The organism is Paenibacillus sp. FSL H8-0259 (assembly GCF_037963255.1).
GTDB lineage: Bacteria > Bacillota > Bacilli > Paenibacillales > Paenibacillaceae > Paenibacillus_AQ > Paenibacillus_AQ phytohabitans.
Genome location: NZ_CP150147.1, coordinates 2,713,576 through 2,734,382 on the forward strand (window position 1 = coordinate 2,713,576; position 20,807 = coordinate 2,734,382).

A 20,807-nucleotide genomic window follows, 5' to 3' on the forward strand; every position below is an offset into this window, starting at 1 on the left:
TAGGAGGGATGTCAGAACGAGCTCCGCCGGTTGATTAGTTGCTGGCAGTTCCACTATACTTTAAATTTAAGTCTATTTCCGCAAAAAAGACACTCCCGGGTCCGGGAGCATCTTAGGAGTATCGTTATACTATTTTCTTAATAATAATATTCAAATATATACAGACCTAACCCTCACCCGCACCATGGCCCATAGTAGAAATTAATTGGGAGCTATTCAGATCTGTTGTGAATCCGATACCTCCAACCGGTAACATAATTACAAGTAGAAGACTAAACGAAGTTAGAAACGTGATAAACTTTTTGGTCATTTGGATCCTGCACCTCTCTGATTAGAAATTTATACTGCACTTGCTCTTCTTCGCTGGCCTCATGCCGGTGCTGCTCAAACAAATTTACACATTTAATGATTAGGCTTTCATTATTGATTCTAACGGATGATTCCAAACTTTTGAGTATTACGCTAATTCCATCGTGCCGTTTGTTGTGCAGATTATACATGGCTAGCTCAGTGAGGAATCTGGCATGCTGGTCTGCAATAATCTGATGATTATATTTGCCGAAGCCGGAGTTGTAAGGTTCATAAGGAACATGCTTGGAAAACCTGGCAAGAATGTAATCTATATTCCATCCGTAGCGGTTTGCTGATTTAATAATATTATAGACAGCTGTAAAAACCTGCCCCTCGTGGTTAGAGATATAGTCTACATAATCCTGCAGCCCCTCATATTGCCCGGCCATTACACGGTAGAGGTGGGTGTTTGCCGTTCCCCAAAGCTTAAATTGAGCTAACGTCTCCCGGACCTCATCACTGTCTTCCTGTATCCAGTCTGCCTCCATATATTGTGGAATAAGATTCAGAGCCGCTGTATAGTCCCCATACTCTTCCTGCACACTGGAGCGCATAAGATAGGAATATAGAATGTAGAAGTATAACGGTTTCTCAGGAGCTTTCTCGCTTCTGTCCTTGCGGCCGGAGGGATGCTGGAAATTGTAGCTGAGCGTAGCCAAACGGAGCATCTCCAGTGCCAGCTCATCTACCTTGTCCCACTTGTGCAGTGAATAATAGACATGCATCAGGTGTTTCAGCCCATCCAGCTGATCCGCTACCTCTAACCGCTCAATATAGCATTCAAAAAGAAGAGCCGCCTGCAGATTGAGGACTTGGCTGTCACCAATGGAAATGCGGAATAAGCGGTATTGGCATATAGCAAGCCGTTCGGAATGCTGATACTTCTCACTTGCACTCACATTCTTGTACAGAACCGCTGCTGCCTGCCATTGGCCCTCCTGAAACAAGCCTTCGGCCACTTCAAACAGCATGGGTGCATAGATTAAATTGTCGAGCAGATTCCTAACCACAAGTTCAATACAGTCAAGCCGCCCAAGCGCTGCTGAACTCAGAATGAACGGGCGCAGTCGCCGCCAGGTTGGTGCTGAATGATAGAAGCATTCGTCCACATACAAACTATAGAAATGGTCCTCCGGTACTCCCATCCCCCGGGTAATCAATTCCAAATGACTCATGGCGATCGGCTGCTGGCCGTTAAGCAAACGGCTGAGCGTTCCCGAATTAATGCCGGTCTGTATGGAGAATTGATTAATGGACATATGCTGTGCAGAGAGATAAGCCTCTAAATGACTGCGAATCGTGGCTGCAGGCTCCAAAGAAACACCACCAATCCAATACCATAATTTAGGTCCTTAATGTTATAAGTGTATAATATGCGCCATTATACCACCGGTCAAGAGTGTGATTGGTAGAAACAGTGAACAACAGGAAAAAGCATCCCCAATGTAACAGGAACGCTCTCCCGAATTATTGCAGATGGTGGTAAGAGATGCTTAGCTTCCGAAGCTGGACTAGGCAGTGAAAATACCCGCCCCTCCTTTGCTCTTCCGGCTCTCGATCACCTCTTCGTAATCCTTGATCAATCCGTCGAAAATATGCTCCCAGGAACGTCCGAGCGCGAGGCGCCGCCCTTCCCGGCCCATAGACGCCCGCAGTGCATGCTGGGCGGCTAGGATACTAATCCCGCGTGCCAGCGCTGCCGGATTACGGGGTTCGAACGGATTCCCGGTGATACCGGGAACGACCAGATCCCTGGTACCGCCAGCATCTGCGGCGATGACCGGCAGCCCCGAAGCCATGGCTTCAAGCACGACATTCCCGAAGGTTTCCGTGCAGGAAGGGAAGACAAACAGGTCGGCTGAAGCGTACAGCTCCGCCAGCTCTTCGCCATGCTTCGCACCGGTAAAGGTTACGTTGTCCGGTGCCTGTGATCTGAGCTCAGGCAGGAGCGGCCCGTCTCCGACAATCAGCAGCTGCACACCGGAGCGTACGGATTCCGGCAGGAGCTGCATGGCGAGCAGCAGGGTGGCTATATCTTTTTCCGGGGCAATCCGCCCGACATAGAGCATAACCAGAGGCGCGCGCATACCATACCGCTCCCGCAACTCTTCACTTCGTTTCTCAGGAGAATAGAGAGTGCAGTCGACGCCTCTGGACCACAGGCGCAGTCTCATGAAGCCCTCTGCGCGCAGCGAGGCTAATGTCTCCTGGGAAGGTGCCAGCACAGCATCGCAGGAACGGTGAAACCACTTCATATATTTCCAGTAGAGCGGGACAATTCTTCTCATTTTGTAATATTCCAAGTATCGGTCGAAGTGGGTGTGGTATGAGGCAACATGAGGGAGCTGCTGCTTGCGGGCATAGCGGAGGCCGGATAAGCCGATGTTGAACGGGGTGGCCAGATGGATCAGATCAGGGGCGAAAGCCGTTAGCTCACTTTGAATAGAGGACATGCCCGGCAAGGCCAGCCTGCACTCGGGATACAGAAAAAACGGGATGCTGGCGATGGGGCGGACGGGATCTGGGTAGCTGCTCTCCGGTGCGGACTTAGGGGTAAACAACAGATGCTCAATCCCCCTGCGGTGCAAATGGCCGGTTAACCGGCTAAGCGTGCGGGCAACACCATTGGTCTGCGGAAGAAACGTGTCCGTGAATAGAGCCAGACGCATCGGAATCCCTCCCTGTATTCTTGTTGCCTTGAGCTTAGCAGGCGAATATTTCATGGAGATCAACCGCAGGTTAAACATCTGGCATAGAGGAAGATTGGGGAGTTTCGAATCTGCTTTTTTTCAAGAAGGGGTGGAGCGGGTATACATAGGTATCAGGAATGAAGGAGGTAAGAGGATATGAATAAAGATCTGCCGCCAGAGGTTCCACCGAAGGTTGTACCCGAAGTGAAGCCGGACATGATCCCTGAACCGGGACCGGTTGTAATTCCGCCGGAGGTTCCTCCACAGGAGCAGCCGGAAATTATTCCGCAGACCCCGCCGGAGATTATTCCGAGGGAGCCTTTGTAATTGTTGATATAAGCCGGGCATGGAACGGCATCGGGATAAACACGACATTGGGATAATAGGAACAACATCTGGATGATAGGAATTACATTGGGATGATAGGAACAATACGTGACAATAGGAACAGTACGTGATGATAGGAAAAATATAGGTTGGATTACAAGGAGCGTCCGGGAAACCGGGCGCTTTTTGGCTGCTTGGGAGATTATACATTTGGAATATTGCGATAACTCAGTTTGGAGGCGCCGGAAGCGGGCGGGATGATGTTGTTCCAAAGTAAACTTTGTAGTTGCTTCGCGCCAGTAATATGATTTGTCCTTTTCGCTGAAGCGGACTGAGATTCCGTTATTTCAGCAAAAAACCTCCATATGAAGAGTATGCGGACTGAGTCCGGTTGGGCGGGAAATCGGCTTGTTTTGCTCAAATAGCGGATTTTCAGTCCGCATCATCAGCTGACGGGTCATTAAGTTACTGTGAGGTGCCGCCGGGAGCGGCGAAGTTGCTGCGAAGCGCCGCCGGGAGCGGCGAAGTTGCTGCGAAGCGCCGCCGGGAGCGGCGAAGTTACTGCAAAGCGCCGCTGGGAGCGCCCAAGTTTCTGCCAAGCGCCCACCCGTTCCCCGCGCCGCCCCCTGGGCGGCTTCATTGCCCGGTTGAAGCGGCGGCAGAGCCGGATGAGACGCTGACTGCGATCAGCTGCCAGGCAGGCTGGTCCAGATGGGCTCTGCATATTGGTTCTGCAGGTTCATGCTGCATTCCTTGCCCGTATCATAAGAGCGGTCGCCCAGTACTGTGATGAACTGATCGAGCTTGTGCCTTGCCGCGGCGGCGTCCGTACATTCCAGCCAATCGGCGAGCGCGGTGAGCACGGTCCGGCCTTCCTCCAGCGCCTGCTCCCACAGCTCCCAGACAGATTCCGTCCGGACCTCGGAATACAGTGCGGAATGCCGCCACTCGGAGTGCCGGTCATTCAGATAATCCAGCTGCTCTTCATGGGCAGTCAGCTTCCGGGAGAACAGACGGCGGGTACGGCCCCAGGCTAGGGCCTTCTTCCAGCCCTTCGGATCATAAAGACATCTGTGAGCCAGCACCATATCCCGGTAGGAGCTCTGCCAGATCTCGGAGGGCAGCTTGCCTATGGCTTCCGGATAGTGCCGGAGTGCAGTGTTGTGAAGAATATGATGAACCGGCTCAGGCAGCCGGGGACCTGCGTCTATTCTTGTCCAGGCGGCATTCTGCCAGGTATTGACGCCCCGCAGCCGTTTCATGAACAAGGTATCCAAATCGATTTCGAACCGCTGGTGATCGCGGAATTTGTAGCCTGCCTTCCAGTTAATGTACGGATGCAGGTTCCGGTCCAGCAGATGATGGGTCAGGAAGCCAAGGAAGTAGAGCCGGGCCTGGTCTGCCTCTGGCGCTTCGAGAGTCCGCGCAGCTTCCCAGCAATCAATAAGCACAGGCCCGCAGTGCTGCGTATGCATCAGATCCCCGAGATGAAGGGCCCCCGCATCCTTGCTCCAGGGCAGGAAACTGTGATACAGCAGGAAATCCGGGCCCTGACAGCCGAGATTATACAACTGTTCCTGCTGCTGCAGATTATGTAAGAACGGGAACCGGCTGCGGAATTCCCCGGCCAGCTGTTGCCCGTATTCGAGATGCATCCAGATATTGGGCATGATTAATCCTCCTACAGGTTTTGTGAGCACACTTAGTTATGATCTGAATCCATTGTAACGCCTGCATGTTAAAACAAAATGAGAAATGTGGATGAATTTCATTCCATCTCTAGACATCGCAACGGGCATAAGAGTATTCTTATATGGCTTTAATACAACCACAGCTATGAATTTACAACTGGCAAAAGGAGGTCCGTACGTATGAAGTCCCGTCTCTCTGACCTTATTAAAATACCTCCGGGATTCTGGGCAGGCATAAATCACTTAGGAATTGCCTCCCGCGACGTGGCCCGCCATGCACAGCTGCCTGAATCGATAACAACGGAATCCTCAGTCACCACTGCCCAATATTTCGCAATCTGGCAGGCGTATTCCGAGCTCACCGGGGACACTGCAGAGGGGATCATCAAGCTTGCAGCCGCCTTTGAAACCACGCAGTATCCCCCCGCCGTCTTAGCAACGTATCACGCCCGTGACTACCGCGATGCTCTGAAACGTATGGCCAGATACAAGCAGCTGTGTCCTCCTGAAAGCCTGCGGATCACGGAGGAGAACGGGCATTGTACAGTTGAACTGGAATGGCTGAATACCGAAGCATCCGGTCCTCCGGTGCTGGCGGGGATCACTTTGGCCTTTCTTCTGGAGCTTGGGAGGAAGGGGACAGGCCGCCCCTTGAAGGCACAGTCCGTCGAATTTACGCAGTCCATGGGCGATGAACGGGTTCTCGAAGCCTACTTCGGCTGTGCAATCCAGGCAGGCGGGCAATGTAACCGGCTGACGCTGCATCGAAGTGATCTGGACCTTCCCTTTGTATCGTATAACGAAGAGCTGCTGGAGATCCTGACACCCGCTCTGGACCGGTCACTCGTTGAACTGCATGACAACCGCTCTATTACCGGAAGAGTCAAAATGGTCATTAAACACACCCTCGCAGGAGGATGCCCCGGCATTCAGGCTGCTGCGAAGCAGCTTAAGATGAGCGGCCGGACCCTGCAGCGCCGGCTGACTGACGAAAATACGACCTTCAAGCAGCTGTTGACAGAAGCACGGCATGAGCAGGCCCGAGAGTATTTGGCAGACCCTTCGCTTGATATTAAAGAAGTAGCTTACCTGCTTGGCTACGAGGACCAGAACTCCTTCTACCGTGCTTTCCGTCTGTGGGAGGGGGACACTCCTTCGAAGTGGCGTGCTGAGCATCTTCCGGATGCCGGCATTTTGTGAGCAGTATTTTTTTGGCGTGTTAAACAAGAAGTTTGGCACATGGGGCTAGTTACTGAATAATCCCGGCGGGGTACAATAATCACTATCCGGAACACAGGAATGTTCGAATAAGGAGAAGTGGATTATGGATATGGGATTAAACAACACAACAGCATTAGTTACAGGATCTACGAAAGGCATAGGAAAAGCCATTGCTATAGAGCTTGCCAAGGAAGGCGTTAACGTATTGGTCAATGGACGGAATTACGAAGAGGCAGAGCGGACCGTCAGTGAATTGAAGATGAATTTCCCGGCCACCACTCCTCAGAATGCCGCTGCTGATATAGTGGACGCTGCACAAAGACAAGCTTTATTCGCGAAATTCCCCAGCGTTGATCTTCTGATCAACAATATGGGCATTTATGAATTGATGCAGTATGAGGATGTTGACGATGACATATGGGAGAAGTATTTCCGCACGAATGTGCTTGCTGCAAACGGATTAACGAAATTATATATCCCTGGAATGTTGAAACAAGACTACGGCCGTATCCTCTTCATCGCCAGTGAAGAAGCCGTCATGCCTTCAGGACAGATGCCTCAATATGCAATGACCAAATCCATGCTGCTGTCCTTGTCCAAGAGTCTGTCCAAACTGACAGCAGGAACTGAGGTTACGGTTAATACAATCATGCCTGGACCTACACTGTCTGAGAATGTGCAGCAAATCATTGACGGGATGTATCCTGACGAGAAATTGACGTTTGCAGAAAAAGAGAAGAAATTTATGGCTGCAAGTCTACCGCAATCTGAATTACAGCGTTTCATCAAGCCTATGGAGATCGGCAGGCTGGCTGCTTTTGTATGCAGTCCCTATGCGGCAGCATTTAAAGGCTCTCCAATCCGTATGGATGGGGGAATGGTGCCGGTTATTTACTGAAAGAGGAGGATGTATGGATAAACGGTTAACATTCAATGAGGATGCGGCGAATTACGATAAATGGAGACCGGCTTATTGTGCGGAATTATTCCGGGACATTATAGCGTATTCCCGGATCGGGCAGGGCGGGAAGGTCATTGAAATCGGGATCGGAACGGGCCAGGCAACCCGGCCTTTTCTGGAAACGGGCTGCGAATTAGCGGCCATTGAACTGGGGGCAGACCTTGCGGAATACTCACAACTAAAGTTCCGGGAACACAAGAATTTCAGAGTGCATAATACGACTTTTGAAGAATTCACAGGCCCGGACGACAGCGCGGACCTCATTTACTCCGCTACTGCATTTCATTGGATTCCAGAGGACGTTGGTTACCCGAAGGTTCGTGAATTGTTGAAGAAGGGCGGAACAGTGGCCTTATTCTGGAACCGGCCTTTTGCAGCGCGGGAGGATGACGAATTACATCAGCGTATTCAGCGTATTTATCAGAAGTACAGGCCTTCAAACACTAAATTGATCGAACATGATACGGGAAAATACCAGGCCATCTCACAGAATCTGCGTACCTACGGGTTCAAAGATATCCAGTTCAAGTTGTATCACCTAACCAGAAGCTTCTCCTCGGCGGATTACATTGCCCTGCTTAATACATATTCAGACCATAGAAGCATGCCGTCTGCTATTAAAAAGCCGTTTGAGGAAGAGATCAGAGCGGCGATTATGAAGTCCGGTGATGTGTTAACTATTTATGATACAATCGACCTGCATTTGGGCAGAAAATAAAGGATTTCCGATTATCGATTTCTGCTAGCTCGGCGGAATAGGTCATCTGCAATGACAATGAAACAGCGGCAGTTCAGGGACATTTAGGTCCTTGGCTGCCGCTGTTTGCTGTATCAGAGGGGCGTTTAGTCGATACTGATCAAGTCGCGGAATACACCGGGAAAAGAATCAGGGACCGCAATCGCGCCGACAGTCTTCTCATAGAAAGGCACTGCGTCCACGACCCAGCCGATGATTGCGTAGCCGTAGCCGTTCCGGTGCATCGCGGACAGGCATTCCAGCAGCAAGGCCTTCCCGATGCCCAGTCCCCGGTAATCCTCCAGCACGCCGGTCGGGCCGAAGAAGTTCTTCACAACAACATCGTGACAGGCAAAGCCGATCACTTCGCCCTGCTTCACGGCAATGTAGCAATGGACGGGCAGATGCGCGAAGGCTGTCTCGCATTCATTCCGCCAGCTATTCGTGAAATGGCGGCCGACAAAATCCACAATGGCCTGCTTATCCCCGGTCATTGCCCGTTTGATGGCAATTCCTTCTCCCCGCAGACGTTCCAGCAGCGCACTATTGTCAGGCAGATCATATAACTTAACGAGCATATCAGGCATCAGCTATCCCCCGCTTTCTGTTCAATTATCTCAAGATCTGTAATCATCCCGCGCAGGTCTGCTTCAAATAATTCCGGCCGGTAGAACCGGGAGCGGATGAACAGCTCCGCCATCTGCGGCGGGAGCAGCTCTGCAAGCACGCTCTGCATCCGCTGCTTGGCTCTGAATAAATCGCCGTATCCGCTCCTGTACTTATCCCGGAGGAAGGTAATGACTTCCTCACTGCCCGGCGACATCGCTCCGCGGAAGAGGAACGTATGCAGCGGAGAGCGGCGCTGCGCCGGGATCTCATACTGAATCATCGCATCAATCAGCTCGGCAGTAAGGCGGTTCTTCTTCACAGCCGGAAGCAGCTGCGGAATCAGGGCATAATAGTCGGTTACCGCATAATCTGCCCATTCTTCTCCACTCAGCTGGGCCGTATCAAGCCCGTGGAACTGGTGCAGAAAACGGGCCAGGAAGGATGAAATATCCGCCTTGGCATTCCAGCTCTGCTCTGCGGCAAAAAACGCCGGATAACGCGAGGTCTCGAACAGGCCGTAGGGACTGCCCAGTGAGAACGGGCATCCCCAATTCGTATGAATGATCCCGTCCAGCTGCTCCGATTGCGCCAGCTGAATCCAGTCTAGCACATTCTTGATCCGGTTATGAATGACCGGATAATTCTGGTCGCCGTTATCATCCCAGCAGCGGACAGAGGAGGCGCCGATGGTCTCGATGCCGGCGTCGCGCAGCTTGTGGAGAATGAGCCGGGCATCCGCCTTCATCCGGTGCCCGCCGTAGATCCAGACCACCACTACGACACGCTTGTCGAGTGCGGCGATCTCGTTCAGAGTGGCGTGCATGATCATGTCATGCCAGATCATTGGTGTTTTGCCGAGGCTGAGCGTCTTCTCAGCCAGCTGATTGACAAAGCGGATGAAGGAGGCCTCCGGAGTAAGCCCGGAATTCCGGCAGTCTTCACAGGTGCCGAGCGTCCAGACTTCATCACAGCCCAGATGGAGATAATCGCTGTGCGGATGAAGTGCAGCCACTTCCTCCAGAATGCCGGCCATCATCTCGAAGGAGCCTGCGCGGTGCGGGCATAATTCCGAGACTGTCTCCGGGACCTCACGCAGTCCGATATAGACTGGATGCTTCAGAATATATTCCAGATGTCCGAAGGACTGCTGCTTCGGGATTACCGTAACGAAATGGTCATACGCCATCTGCAGCAGCACCCGGTGCTCTTCCTCGGTGAAGGCTAGCCCGGGATGGCGCAGGAAGCTCAGCTTGCGGAACGGCAGCTTGTCCTCATATTCGATGATCAGCGTATTAATCTTGTAGCTGGCCAGCTCCGCAATATACTCCAGCATATGCTCATAGGTCGGATAGACGGTGCGCAGATCGAGATAATCGCTGCGCAGCCGCAGATCCGCCCAGTCGGCCACCGTCAGTGCAGGTACGGCGCCTCCGCCGGTATCCAGCAGCTGCTCCAATGTTCTAATCCCGTAGAAAAGCCCGGAAGCGCTAAGTGCGTATAGTTCAACCCGGTCTGTATCTGTTACCAGTACGTATCCGTCATGCTTGCCTTCTACCCGCCGGGCCATGCGGGGATTGAAGCGGGTTCCCTCCGAGACCAGCGCATATACTGCGCTGCCTCCAGGCTCCTGAACCTCTGTCACCCCCGCGAATATTCCTTGCGCTGCCGCCAATAACCGGACATCATTCCCGGGACTCCATAGCTGCACCGACCAGCCGCGGATGCCGCTGACCGGTTCCGGTCCCCGGCTCTGCACCACCTGAGGCTGCGGAATCAATGGAATGTTCATAGCCAGCGGACCCGGCCCTTGAAGCGCTCAATGAAGCGGTTATTCCATTCATCCCCGCCCGGAGCGTTGCCGCTGCGCCAGACCGGCACCTCAATCCCTTTTTCCCCGAGACAGGCAGCCGTGGTCATCATCAGTGAATTTAGCAGGAAAGCGTTGGCGAAGGTTGAGGTCGAGCCCATCTTCGGTTCAATTCCCTCAATATGCAGTGCAGCATCGCCCGGCTTGACCTTGCTGTCCAGAACATAGTCGCATAGCTCATACAGGTTCTGCCCCGAAGGATGGCGGGCAATATGATTCTTGGGGGTTGCTTCGGCATGGCCGACAGAGGTAACGGCAATCGTTGTAACCCCCCGGCGCCGCGCCTCCAGGGCAGCATCGACACAGGCGGTGTTAATGCCGTAGGCATTGGCAAGGATCAGGATGTCATCTTCGCCCAGCCGGTTATCTTCTATAACAAGTGTTCCGTAGCCGGGAGTACGTTCAACGGCCATCGAGCGCAGAGCGCCGTTCGAGATCATCGTGCCTTCATCTAATATAGCGCTGATATGCATCAGGCCACCTGCGCGGAAGAAGACCTCGGTAGCATTCATGTTGGAATGCCCGCCCGGACCGTACAGATAGACCAGCTTATCCTCTGCAATATGATCTGCAAGCAGCTCCGCCACCTGCACCAGCTTCTCCCTCGGCTCACTCCGTATCTCATTCAGCAGCTCCACAATGCTTTCCATATAAGCGGACATAATATCTGACTTTGCGTTCATTTACATTCCTCCTAAAAGTTTTGTAAGCATAAGCCCCCTGAGTCTCTTCGCAAAACTGGCTTCGGAAGCATACGCTTTAAGTTTTGTAAGCATAAGCTTCCGCTTGCCTAGAAGATAACAAAGCGGGCAGGCGGAGTAAATCAACTATTTTGCGCAAATCCGCACCGTTTTTGACTGATTTGGCCAGCAGCATGCCATGATGTGTACAAATCGCTGATTGGGACAACGGCAGGTAAAAATTTTTCTGAACGGGTCAGGATCGTGACTTATGTAAAATTCTTTGCTTTTCTATAATGAGAGATAACATCACGCAAGAGGGGGGACAGAGCCTTGAAGACGTCAGTTGCCTTGCCACAGTCCCGGGAGAATCCGGTCATCCGCCGAAACAAACGGAAATGGAAAGAAATATGGATGGGTTATCTGTTCACCGGGCCCATGCTGCTCGGAGTAATTGTATTTACGCTGATCCCTATGATTTTCTCCTTCATACTCAGCTTCACCAAGTGGTCGTTCGTCACCGGGTTTGACAAGATCCGCTGGAACGGACTGGACAACTTCCGCCAGCTATTTCAGGATGAAGTGTTTCTGAAGTCGCTGGGCAATAATTTCATTATGCTGCTGGCGGTACCGGTGGGAATGGCTATAGCGCTGATCCTGGGGGTGATTATCACCAATCATGTCTACGCGCCGGGAGCGTTCAAGGTCATCTATTTCATGCCCCAGATTTCCAGTGTCGTCGCTGTCGCAGTAGTATGGCAGGTTCTGTTCCATCCCTCCTACGGTCCGGTTAACGGTTTCCTGTCGGCACTCGGAGTGGACAATCCGCCCAAATGGCTGGCCGATCCTTCGTATGCGCTTCCATCGGTCATGCTGCTGATGATCTGGATAGACCTCGGGGTCTCGCTGATTATCTACATTGCGGGAATCAAGAATATTCCTGCCGATCTGTATGAAGCGGCGACAATCGACGGTGCCTCGAAGTTCGCCCAGTTCCGCTCCATTACTTTTCCGCTGCTGACGCCGACGACCTTTTTCCTGCTGGTGACCGGAATTATCGGCAATTTCAAATCCTTCGCGCTGGTCAAGGTGCTGACGGAGGGCGGTCCGGCCAACTCTACTTCCGTTGTGGTTTATGACATGTATCAGACCGCATTTGTGGATCTCCAGACGGGTTATGCTTCTTCTATGGTCATGGTTCTGTTCGTTATCGTACTCGCCATCACCGGCTTGCAGTGGCTGGGACAGCGCTATTGGGTCAATTACTAGAAAGGGAGGGACCCCTGTGAAATTAAAGAATCTGGACTGGGGAAAAGCGGTTATCACTCTACTTATGGCGCTGCTGGGCATCGTATTCCTGCTCCCTTTTATATGGATGCTGTCCGCTTCGCTCAAGCCGGAGGCTGATGTGTTCAAATATCCGATCGAATGGATTCCGCAAACCTGGAGGGCAGCGTTCAACTACCACTCTGTGTGGTTTGGCAAAGCGAACTTTACCCTGTATTATTGGAACTCCATCAAAGTCACAGCACTCACGACACTCCTGTCCGTAGCCGTCTCCAGCATGGCCGCCTACGGCTTCACCAAAATCCGCTTCCCGGGCAGAAACGCATTATTTGTGGTGGTGCTGGCCACTTATATGATTCCTGCGGAAGCCACGCTGGTGCCGCTGTTCATCATGTTCCGCACCATCGGCCTGTACGACACCCATCTGGGCCTGATTCTGCTGGGCGGGTTCAGCGTACTGGGAACCTTCCTGCTCCGCCAGTTTTTCGCCTCACTCTCGAATGAATATATCGAATCCGGGCAGATCGACGGGGCGGGCCATATCCGTATTTTCCTCTCCATTCTGTTTCCGCTGGTCCGGCCGGCGATTGCCACTTATGCCATTCTGCGGTTTATCTGGACCTGGAATGATTTTCAGACGCCGCTGGTCTTCCTGAACAGCAAGACGCTCTATACCCTTCAGCTTGGCATGAATGCCTTCGCTGACCGGAACGGCGCATTCTACTCCCTCATCATGGCGGCTTCCGTCTCGGCAATTGTACCGCTGCTCGTAGTGTTCATCCTCGGCCAGAAGCAGGTCATCGAGGGCATTTCCTTGGGGGGGGTGAAGGGGTGAAGGCTGGCAAGTTCCCGGAAGTTGCATAACCGGAGGTGGATGGAGCGGACGTGACTGTCAGTGAGTGTACGGGCTGAACAAAAGAAAGCAACAGAATGCGAAAGGATCGTAGGGGAAATTTGGAACTGTAGGAGCGCTAGCGACCGCCTGAAAGCTTTCCTATGGAAAGCTCGCTTCGGAAGCATCAGCAGTCACCGGATTTCTACCGCGAAGAGCGGTTTAAATGAAGAAATCTGGGGGCGGGCAGCGGCCGGAAGTCCAAATGTTCTCCGTAGTGACGCTTAGCATTAAGTTAACAGACTGGTTCAGCAAATACACATCGATAAGGAACAGCTGCCGGACAAGCTTCATAGGCAGGGAGAACTCACATTAGAAGGGGTGTTATTAATGAAAAAGAATGTATTCGCGTTGGTATGGATCACCGTGCTCCTTGTAGCCCTGGCGGGCTGCGGCAATTCGAACAACACTAATAATGCATCTCCCACTAATAGCAGCACTGCTGCACCGGATGCGGCGGAGAGTGCTGCACCTTCTGCAGAACCTGTCACGATCAAAGTCGCCAACTGGTCACCTGCGGCGGATATGGAACCTATTCTGCAGGCGTACGAGGATTCCCATCCGGGAATTACACTGGAATACGTGGAGCTGGCTGACAACGGCGATTCCGTGGCCGGGATGAAGAAGCTGGATCTCCTCGTTGCTTCCGGCGAGAACCTGGACGTTGTGTTCATGCCGGGTGCAACCGACTACTCACAGCGTGCGGGACTCGGACTGCTGGCTTCGCTGAATGACCTGATAAGCAAAGAAGGCATCACGCTGGCGGATGAATATACGATTGATCCATCCGTAGACGGACAGGTGTATGCACTTCCCGATACACTGGAGAATTATTTCGTCCTGCTGAACAAGGACAAGCTGGATGCGGCTGGACTGGCTGTGCCTACGGAATGGAGCTGGGATGACTATCTTGACTATTCCGCCAAGCTGACCAGCGGTACCGGGCCGTCCAAGACCTTCGGCACTTATTTCCATACCTGGGCGATGTACTGGGAGCTGGCCATTATCAACCAGGAGAAGGACAACAATCTGGTCAATAACGGCATCGTAAATATTGACAGTGCGGGTATCCGCCAATCGCTGGAGCTGCGCAGCAAGGCAGAGGAATCCGGAGTGGCTGTACCTTATGCAGATACCATCTCCCAGAAGCTGGCTTACCGTTCTGAATTCTTCACCGGACATGCTGCGATGATTGTGACCGGCAACTGGATGATTGGAGAAGCGGGCGGATCGGAGGAATTCCCGGCTACGTTCACCACTGCCTTTGCACCGATGCCTTCCAACAGCGCCGGACAGCCTGCCGGAGTCAGTATTGCCAACGGCAACTATGTGGGCATTCTGGAGAAATCGCAGCATCAGCAGGAAGCCTATGATTTCATCCGCTGGTATTCTACAGAGGGCGAGCAGATGCAGAATGTATACTCCGCCTGGAAGAAGCAGGATGTCGATCAATACATCGCCGGAGTGAAGGCATCCGCCATGAGCCCGGACAAGATTGACGAAACCTCACTGGCCTACGTAATCAAGAATGCCAAGCCAGCTCCGCTGAGTGTACCGCCGACCTATCAGGGCGAGCTGGAAACTGCTTTTACCAAAGAAACCGAGCTGTACATCCTGAAACAGCAGGATCTGGAGACTACGATCAGCAAAGCGCAAGCTGAACTGCAAAAGATCGTGGATGCCAATAAGTAAATAAAGCGAACCGTCATATTTTGTCGAAATATTACTGGGAAATGAATTGCTGGAGGCGGAAAGCTGATATGATAGAAGCAAAGAAAACGATCGTCTGATTGTGAAGGGGGGATTGCCATTGCTGCCAAAAGGATGGAAACTCGGTTTTCGCAACAAGCTGCTCGTAGCTTCCTTGCTCTGTCTGCTGCTTCCCGCCTCCATTACCCTGTATATTTCCAATTCCTATACCGAGCACATCCTCCGCTCCCAGGTGATTCAGAATGAACGCCGTTCGCTGGAGCAGGAGAGCATGTATATCTCGAACCTTCTCAGCAATATGGTGCTGGTGTCGAATTACATTCAGTTCGATCCCGGGATTACGCTTATTCTCAAAGAAAATTGGCAGCGCAGTAAGCTGCATCAGCCGGATACAGCCAAGAATGTACTGGAATTCAAAGAGGTTACCGAAAAGCTCGAAAGCGTGACCTCCATGATGGAGAAAACATTTGTCACCGTGCTTACCTCAGACGGCCAATATTATTCGAATTATCCTTACGCCAAGCTGGATGTCGGCGCCCTGCTGCAGCAGCCCTGGATGGAAAAAGCCCGTCAGCAGCCTGTCTTCGATCTCTACTGGGCAGGTGTGCTCGATAACTATATTCCTACCGTTGCCCAGACCAGCCCGCAGGTGCTGACGATTGCCCGCAATCTCAAGCTGTCCTCCAATTCCACTTATGCGACGGTCATTATCAGTATCGCCGAGAGCCGGATCAGCCAGATCTTCAATGATAACCGTAAAGGCCAGGAGACACTGCTGATTGCACCTGACGGAACGGTACTGGCCTCCCGGGACAAGACGCGCCTGGGTCAGCCGTTTGCGCTTGCGGATGAACTGAGTGGTACAGCGGATTCACGTTTCATGGACTACCGGAATGAACAATATCTGCTCAGCAGCCTGGATATTCCCTATGGAAATTACCGGATCGTCAGCCTGTCGCCTTACCGCGAGGCGGTCAGCCAGATCAGTGCAACCCACCGCTGGAGTACAGCCGTGCAGATCGTATCGGGAGCGTTCTTCCTGCTGATCCTGGTCCTGCTGGTCCGTCAGTTCACGAAGCCGGTAATCAGGCTGGACAGCGTAGCGGCCAGAGTGGAGCAGGGTGAGCTTGGCATCCGTTCCGGCGTGCGCGGGTATGACGAGATTGGGCGGCTTGGCAAGTCCTTTGACCATATGCTGGACCGGGTGGAGAAAATGATCGAACAGATTAAGGTGGAGCAGGCGCAGAAGCGCAAGGCCGAGCTGGCGATGCTGCAATCGCAGATCAATCCGCATTTCCTGTTCAATATTCTTAATTCCATCCGCCTGCGCATTATGATGCGGGGGGATGAGGAGAATGCTGAGCTGCTGTTCTCGCTGTCCCGGCTGCTGCGGATGACCATTCAACAGCGCGATGAGTATACTTCTCTGCATGATGAGCTGCATATTGTCAGGAGTTATGTGGAGCTGCTGAATTTCCGCCAGGCCGATGAAGTTACGCTGGATACAGACTGCACCTCGGAGAGCCTTGGGGTAAAAATCCCGCGCTTCCTGCTGCAGCCGGTCATCGAGAATGCTTATATTCACGGCCTGCGCCAGGAGAGCGGACGCATTCTGATCCGTACCTGGACTCAGGACAGCCGTCTGTTCATAGCGATTGAAGATAACGGCCGGGGCATGGATGAGGTGACTCTGAACCGGCTGCGGGCAGAGGTTGGCTCCGAGCCGCCGGAGCTGGAAGCCATGCCGTCCAGCAGACTGGCTCATATTGGAATGTCGAACGTATACGAGCGTCTGTATCTGACATACGGTTCAGCCTTCCAGGTTACCATTGACAGTATCCCTGGACAAGGGACAACCTTCCTGTTTGTGCTTCCTGAAGAAATTCCGGATCAAGGTTAGGAAAGGGAGAGTGGGAACGATGTATAGCGTGATGCTGGTGGATGATGATTATCCGGTACTGGACTTTCTCTCGGCAGTAATTCCCTGGAACGAGCTTGGACTGACCCTTCATTCGGCCTGCAAAAATGGTCTGGTTGCCCTGGAGAAAGCGCAGGCCGGTATGCCGGATATTGTGATAACGGATATTGGCATGCCTTATATGGACGGCATTGAGCTGATCCGCGAGCTGAAGCTGATGAACGAGGATTTACGCGTTGTGGTGCTGTCATGTATGGATGATTTCACGTATGCGCAGCAGGCGGTGAAGCTGATGGTGAGCGATTACATTCTCAAGGAGATGATCAGCCGCGAGCTTATTACCGGTCTGCTGCAGGAGATTGGCGATGAGCTGCGGCGCAGGGATGCGGACAAAGCCCAGACGCTGAAATGGAAAAGCATGGCGGAGAATCAAAAGGTGCTGCTGAAGCAGAGTGTGCTGCGGCGGATTGCCGCCCGGGAGCTGCCGGACACCGAATGGCTTCGAGATGCCGCCGAGCTGGGGATTGTACCCGATTTGACGGCAAATGTAGCCGTTCTATGCCGGGTCAGCGGCAGTACCGGGGAGCCGGTCCGGGATGATCTTGCGCTAATGGCACTGGTGGAATCCGCCGCCGAAGCGGTGCTTCAGGATGGAACGGCCGCCGTATGTCTGCCCTACAGCGGGCGGGACTGCGTGCTGGTCTTCACCGGAGGGATGGGTAATGGCGCAAGTGCCGGCCATATCTCCATGCTCGGCAAGCTGCGTTCTGCGGTTCAGAGCATGCCGGGGGTAGGGGCATCCTTTCAATATCTGTGTATTCCGCCCGGCAGCGGGCATTTCCGTGAAGGGATTATAACGCTGCTTACACAGGGGCGGGAGAATGCCTTTTATCTGAAGCCGGGCGAGCTGACCGGGCTGAAGGAGCTCCAGCCGTTCACCGGCGAGGATCTGTTTCTGCATTACACCGAAGCCTCCCGGGAGATCCGGGATGCGTTCCTGGAGGAATCGGCCGGGCGGCTGGAGGAGCTGCTGTCCAAATGGATGGATTATATCCGTGTGAAGCGCTTTGCTCCGCGCCAGGTCAAGGAATGGGTGCTCAAGCTGCTCTATGATAACCAGATGCGGCTGATGGCCCGTCAACAGTTCCAGTCGACCTTCTCTCTGGAGATGCTGCATGACACTATCACTGCCATTGAGCATATTGACAGCCTGGAAGAGTGGTCCCTGCAATTCTTCTTTGAACGTCTGCCGGTGATCCGGGAGATGTACCAGGAGACACGGCGGGATGAGATCAAGAAGGTGAAGCAGTATGTGGACCGGCATCTGAACCGTAAAATTACGCTGGAGGAGGTAGCCGAATACACTCATCTGAATTCGAGCTATTTCAGCCGCTTGTTCAAAAAAGAAACCGGGATGAGCTTCATTCACTATGTCACCCACACCAAGATGGAGCATGCCAAAGAGCTGCTGGACCAGTCTCCGCAAAGTGTGGAGCAGGTCGCCGAGCAGCTGGGCTACGAGAACAAAAGCTATTTCACCAAGCTGTTCAAGCTGCATACAGGCTTCACTCCGGGTGAATTCCGGGGTGAGGAAGGAACAAGGAACGGACAACCACAAGGCACAGGGAGGAACTACTCATGCTGAAAGTGACACCAATCCATACCGAAATGGCAGGTTCCATGCTTGTCCGTGTGTTTGAGAACCGGCAGCTGCTGGGATCTGCGGCAGGGCGTGAAGCAGCCGCGGCGATCCGGGCGCTGCTGGCGTCCAAGACCTTCGTAAGAATTATTTTCGCCGCCGCCCCTTCCCAGAATGAATTCCTTGCCGAGCTTGCCGCAGCCAAGGATCTGGACTGGAGCCGGATTACGGCCTTCCATATGGACGAATATCTCGGACTCCCGGAAGGCTCGCCGCAGAGCTTCGGCAGCTTCCTCCGGGAAGCGCTGTTCGACAAGGTGAAGCCGGGCAGGGTTCATTATATCAATCCTGCCGCAGAGCTTGAGGCTGAATGTGAGCGTTATGGCAGGCTGCTGGCGGAGGCTCCCATCGATATTGTCTGCCTCGGCATTGGCGAGAATGGCCATCTGGCCTTCAATGACCCTCCGGTTGCGGATTTTCATGATCCCCGGCTGGTCAAAGCGGTGACCCTCGATGCCGCCTGCCGCACCCAGCAGGTGAATGACGGATGCTTCGCCAGTCTGGAGGAGGTCCCGCAGCAGGCGCTGACTTTGACGATCCCGGTGCTGCTCTCCGCCAAGTGGCTGTTCTGCATGGTCCCGGGTCCGACTAAGCGCGGAGCAGTTACCCGCACGCTGCATGAATCTGTCTCCACGGCCTGTCCGTCCACAATCCTGCGCAGCCACGGGGATTGCCGGCTGTTTGTGGACACGGATTCCTTCGGAGCGGTTGTGCGATGATTGTGGATGCGCTGCATTACCGTACAGGCGAGCCGGTCCGTATCCATCTGGAGGGCAGCATTATTGCTGCCATTGAACCGTTGGATGGACCGCTGCTGCTGCCGCCGGACGAACTGCTGGAGCTGCCGGTAGCTGCGCCCGGCCTGGTAGATCTGCAGATCAACGGCTATGGAGGCCATGACTTCAATCATCCGGTGCTGACCGCGGAGGCTGTCAAGGAAGCCATCCGCGCCTTGTGGACCGAAGGCATAACCACCTGCTATCCGACCGTGATCACCGGTGCTGCGTATACGATTCACGGCGCCATGCGGGCGATTGCCCGGGCCTGTGAAGAGGATGCTGCCGCCGCTGCCACGATTGGCGGCATCCATCTGGAGGGGCCATTTCTCTCAGCCGAAGACGGTCCGCGCGGAGCGCATAGTCTGGAGCATATCCGTCCGCCGAGTACGGCCCTGTTCGACCAGTGGCAGGAGGCGGCAGGCGGGCGGATCTCCATCGTGACGATGTCCCCGGAATGGGAAGGGAGTGCGGAGTTCATCCGCCACTGCGTGCGGCAGGGCGTGACGGTCTCCATCGGGCACACCTCGGCAAGCCCGGCACAGATTTCGGAGGCGGCCGCTGCCGGAGCACGGCTGTCCACGCATCTCGGCAATGGGGCGCATGCCATGCTGCCGCGTCATCCGAATTATCTGTGGGCCCAGCTCGCGGAAGATGAGCTGTGGTGCACCCTGATCGCCGACGGCTTCCACCTCCCTGATGAGGTGCTGAAGGTTGCGATGAAGGTCAAGGGCAGCCGGGCGCTGCTGATCAGCGATGCCGTTGCCCTCGCCGGCCTGCCGCCCGGCAGCTACGACACGCCGGTCGGCGGCCGCGTGGTGCTGACCCCTGAGGGCCGGCTGCATCTCGCCGGCCAGCCCGGGCTGCTGGCCGGTTCGGCGCAGATGCTGCTGCGCCACATCGCGCGCCTTAGCGCCGCGGGCCTGGCCGATCTGCCGGACGCCTGGGACATGGCGTCCGTGCACCCGGCAGGCTTCATGGCCCTGCCGGAGGCCGCGGGCCTGGCCGCCGGCGCGCCGGCGGATATTGCGCTGCTCCGCCGGGGCAGCGCGGGGCCGGCGCTGGCGGCGCTCTGCAAAGCCGGCGAATGGGTGTACCGCCGGGGCTGATGCCCGGCGGTAGTTTTTTTGCCGGGAGGTGCTGCGGGGTGCTGCGCCCGCCCTCGCACCTGCACTCGCGATTGCATCTGCATCAGCACCTTAACTTACATCAGCACCCGCTCCCGAACTAGCTAACGCACCTGCCCCCGCATCCGCACTCGCACTAACTAACGCATCTGCAACTGCCCCCGCATCCGCACTAGCTAACGCAACTGCACCTACATCTGCATCCGCACTAGCTAACGCAACTACACCTACATCTGCACCCGCACTAGCTAACGCAACTGCACCT

The 20,807-nt window shown here is 54.1% G+C and carries 17 protein-coding genes; 11 read left to right on the top strand and 6 right to left on the bottom strand.

Going from position 1 to position 20,807, the window contains the following annotated elements; all coding sequences use genetic code 11:
* Positions 1–272: 272 nt before the first annotated feature.
* Positions 273–1,667 carry a helix-turn-helix transcriptional regulator gene (locus NSU01_RS11415; RefSeq protein ID WP_256703757.1) on the bottom strand — a complete coding sequence of 465 codons (1,395 nt, stop codon included), beginning with the start codon at positions 1,665–1,667 and terminating at the stop codon, positions 273–275.
* Positions 1,668–1,862: 195 nt separating this feature from the next.
* On the bottom strand, positions 1,863–3,020 hold the full coding sequence (locus NSU01_RS11420; RefSeq protein ID WP_076242797.1) for a glycosyltransferase family 1 protein: 1,158 nt from the start codon (positions 3,018–3,020) through the stop codon (positions 1,863–1,865).
* 177 nt (positions 3,021–3,197) lie between these two features.
* Here NSU01_RS11420 and NSU01_RS11425 point away from each other — a divergent pair, with 177 nt between their 5' ends.
* Positions 3,198–3,368, top strand: a complete 171-nt coding sequence (locus tag NSU01_RS11425) for a hypothetical protein (protein WP_160311840.1) — start codon at positions 3,198–3,200, stop codon at positions 3,366–3,368.
* 686 nt (positions 3,369–4,054) lie between these two features.
* Here NSU01_RS11425 and NSU01_RS11430 read toward each other — a convergent pair.
* Positions 4,055–5,038, bottom strand: a complete 984-nt coding sequence (locus NSU01_RS11430) for a zinc dependent phospholipase C family protein (RefSeq protein WP_076242798.1) — start codon at positions 5,036–5,038, stop codon at positions 4,055–4,057.
* Between the two features lie 201 nt (positions 5,039–5,239).
* On the opposite strand from NSU01_RS11430, the gene NSU01_RS11435 reads away from it, so the two are divergent.
* The 3 genes from NSU01_RS11435 to NSU01_RS11445 all read left to right on the top strand — a co-directional run bounded on the left by NSU01_RS11435 (position 5,240) and on the right by NSU01_RS11445 (position 7,959).
* Positions 5,240–6,259, top strand: coding sequence for an AraC family transcriptional regulator (locus NSU01_RS11435; protein WP_076242799.1), 1,020 nt, complete (start codon positions 5,240–5,242; stop codon positions 6,257–6,259).
* Positions 6,260–6,383: 124 nt separating this feature from the next.
* The gene (locus tag NSU01_RS11440; RefSeq protein ID WP_042135537.1) at positions 6,384–7,178 is read left to right on the top strand and encodes an SDR family NAD(P)-dependent oxidoreductase; all 795 of its coding nucleotides are present in this window, start codon (positions 6,384–6,386) and stop codon (positions 7,176–7,178) included.
* Between the two features lie 13 nt (positions 7,179–7,191).
* Entirely contained in the window at positions 7,192–7,959 is a 768-nt protein-coding gene (locus NSU01_RS11445) for a class I SAM-dependent methyltransferase (RefSeq protein WP_042135539.1), read from the top strand.
* Between the two features lie 125 nt (positions 7,960–8,084).
* Here NSU01_RS11445 and NSU01_RS11450 read toward each other — a convergent pair whose 3' ends face one another.
* The 3 genes from NSU01_RS11450 to NSU01_RS11460 are packed head-to-tail and all read right to left on the bottom strand — an operon-like array spanning position 8,085 to position 11,136.
* Positions 8,085–8,564, bottom strand: coding sequence for a GNAT family N-acetyltransferase (locus NSU01_RS11450; protein ID WP_042135541.1), 480 nt, complete (start codon positions 8,562–8,564; stop codon positions 8,085–8,087).
* On the bottom strand, positions 8,564–10,375 hold the full coding sequence (locus NSU01_RS11455) for a family 20 glycosylhydrolase (RefSeq protein WP_052421779.1): 1,812 nt from the start codon (positions 10,373–10,375) through the stop codon (positions 8,564–8,566). Before NSU01_RS11455 ends, NSU01_RS11450 begins: the two co-directional genes overlap by 1 nt.
* Positions 10,372–11,136 (bottom strand): SIS domain-containing protein, encoded by a 765-nt coding sequence (locus NSU01_RS11460; RefSeq protein ID WP_042135543.1) that lies wholly within the window; start codon positions 11,134–11,136, stop codon positions 10,372–10,374. The genes NSU01_RS11455 and NSU01_RS11460 overlap by 4 nt, the downstream gene beginning before the upstream one ends.
* A 330-nt stretch (positions 11,137–11,466) precedes the next feature.
* Here NSU01_RS11460 and NSU01_RS11465 point away from each other — a divergent pair, with 330 nt between their 5' ends.
* The 7 genes from NSU01_RS11465 to NSU01_RS11495 all read left to right on the top strand — a co-directional run bounded on the left by NSU01_RS11465 (position 11,467) and on the right by NSU01_RS11495 (position 20,524).
* Positions 11,467–12,402 carry a sugar ABC transporter permease gene (locus NSU01_RS11465; RefSeq protein WP_039305228.1) on the top strand — a complete coding sequence of 312 codons (936 nt, stop codon included), beginning with the start codon at positions 11,467–11,469 and terminating at the stop codon, positions 12,400–12,402.
* A 64-nt stretch (positions 12,403–12,466) separates the two neighbouring features.
* The gene (locus NSU01_RS11470) at positions 12,467–13,255 is read left to right on the top strand and encodes a carbohydrate ABC transporter permease (protein ID WP_076242874.1); all 789 of its coding nucleotides are present in this window, start codon (positions 12,467–12,469) and stop codon (positions 13,253–13,255) included.
* Positions 13,256–13,642: 387 nt separating this feature from the next.
* Complete coding sequence (locus tag NSU01_RS11475) at positions 13,643–15,004, top strand: extracellular solute-binding protein (RefSeq protein WP_042135545.1); 1,362 nt, start codon at positions 13,643–13,645, stop codon at positions 15,002–15,004.
* 118 nt (positions 15,005–15,122) lie between these two features.
* On the top strand, positions 15,123–16,922 hold the full coding sequence (locus tag NSU01_RS11480) for a histidine kinase (protein ID WP_052421780.1): 1,800 nt from the start codon (positions 15,123–15,125) through the stop codon (positions 16,920–16,922).
* Between the two features lie 19 nt (positions 16,923–16,941).
* On the top strand, positions 16,942–18,585 hold the full coding sequence (locus NSU01_RS11485) for a helix-turn-helix domain-containing protein (protein ID WP_042135549.1): 1,644 nt from the start codon (positions 16,942–16,944) through the stop codon (positions 18,583–18,585).
* Positions 18,579–19,358, top strand: coding sequence for a glucosamine-6-phosphate deaminase (locus tag NSU01_RS11490; RefSeq protein WP_081969917.1), 780 nt, complete (start codon positions 18,579–18,581; stop codon positions 19,356–19,358). The genes NSU01_RS11485 and NSU01_RS11490 overlap by 7 nt, the downstream gene beginning before the upstream one ends.
* Positions 19,355–20,524, top strand: a complete 1,170-nt coding sequence (locus NSU01_RS11495; protein WP_076242800.1) for an amidohydrolase family protein — start codon at positions 19,355–19,357, stop codon at positions 20,522–20,524. Before NSU01_RS11490 ends, NSU01_RS11495 begins: the two co-directional genes overlap by 4 nt.
* The last annotated feature ends 283 nt before the right edge of the window (positions 20,525–20,807 follow it).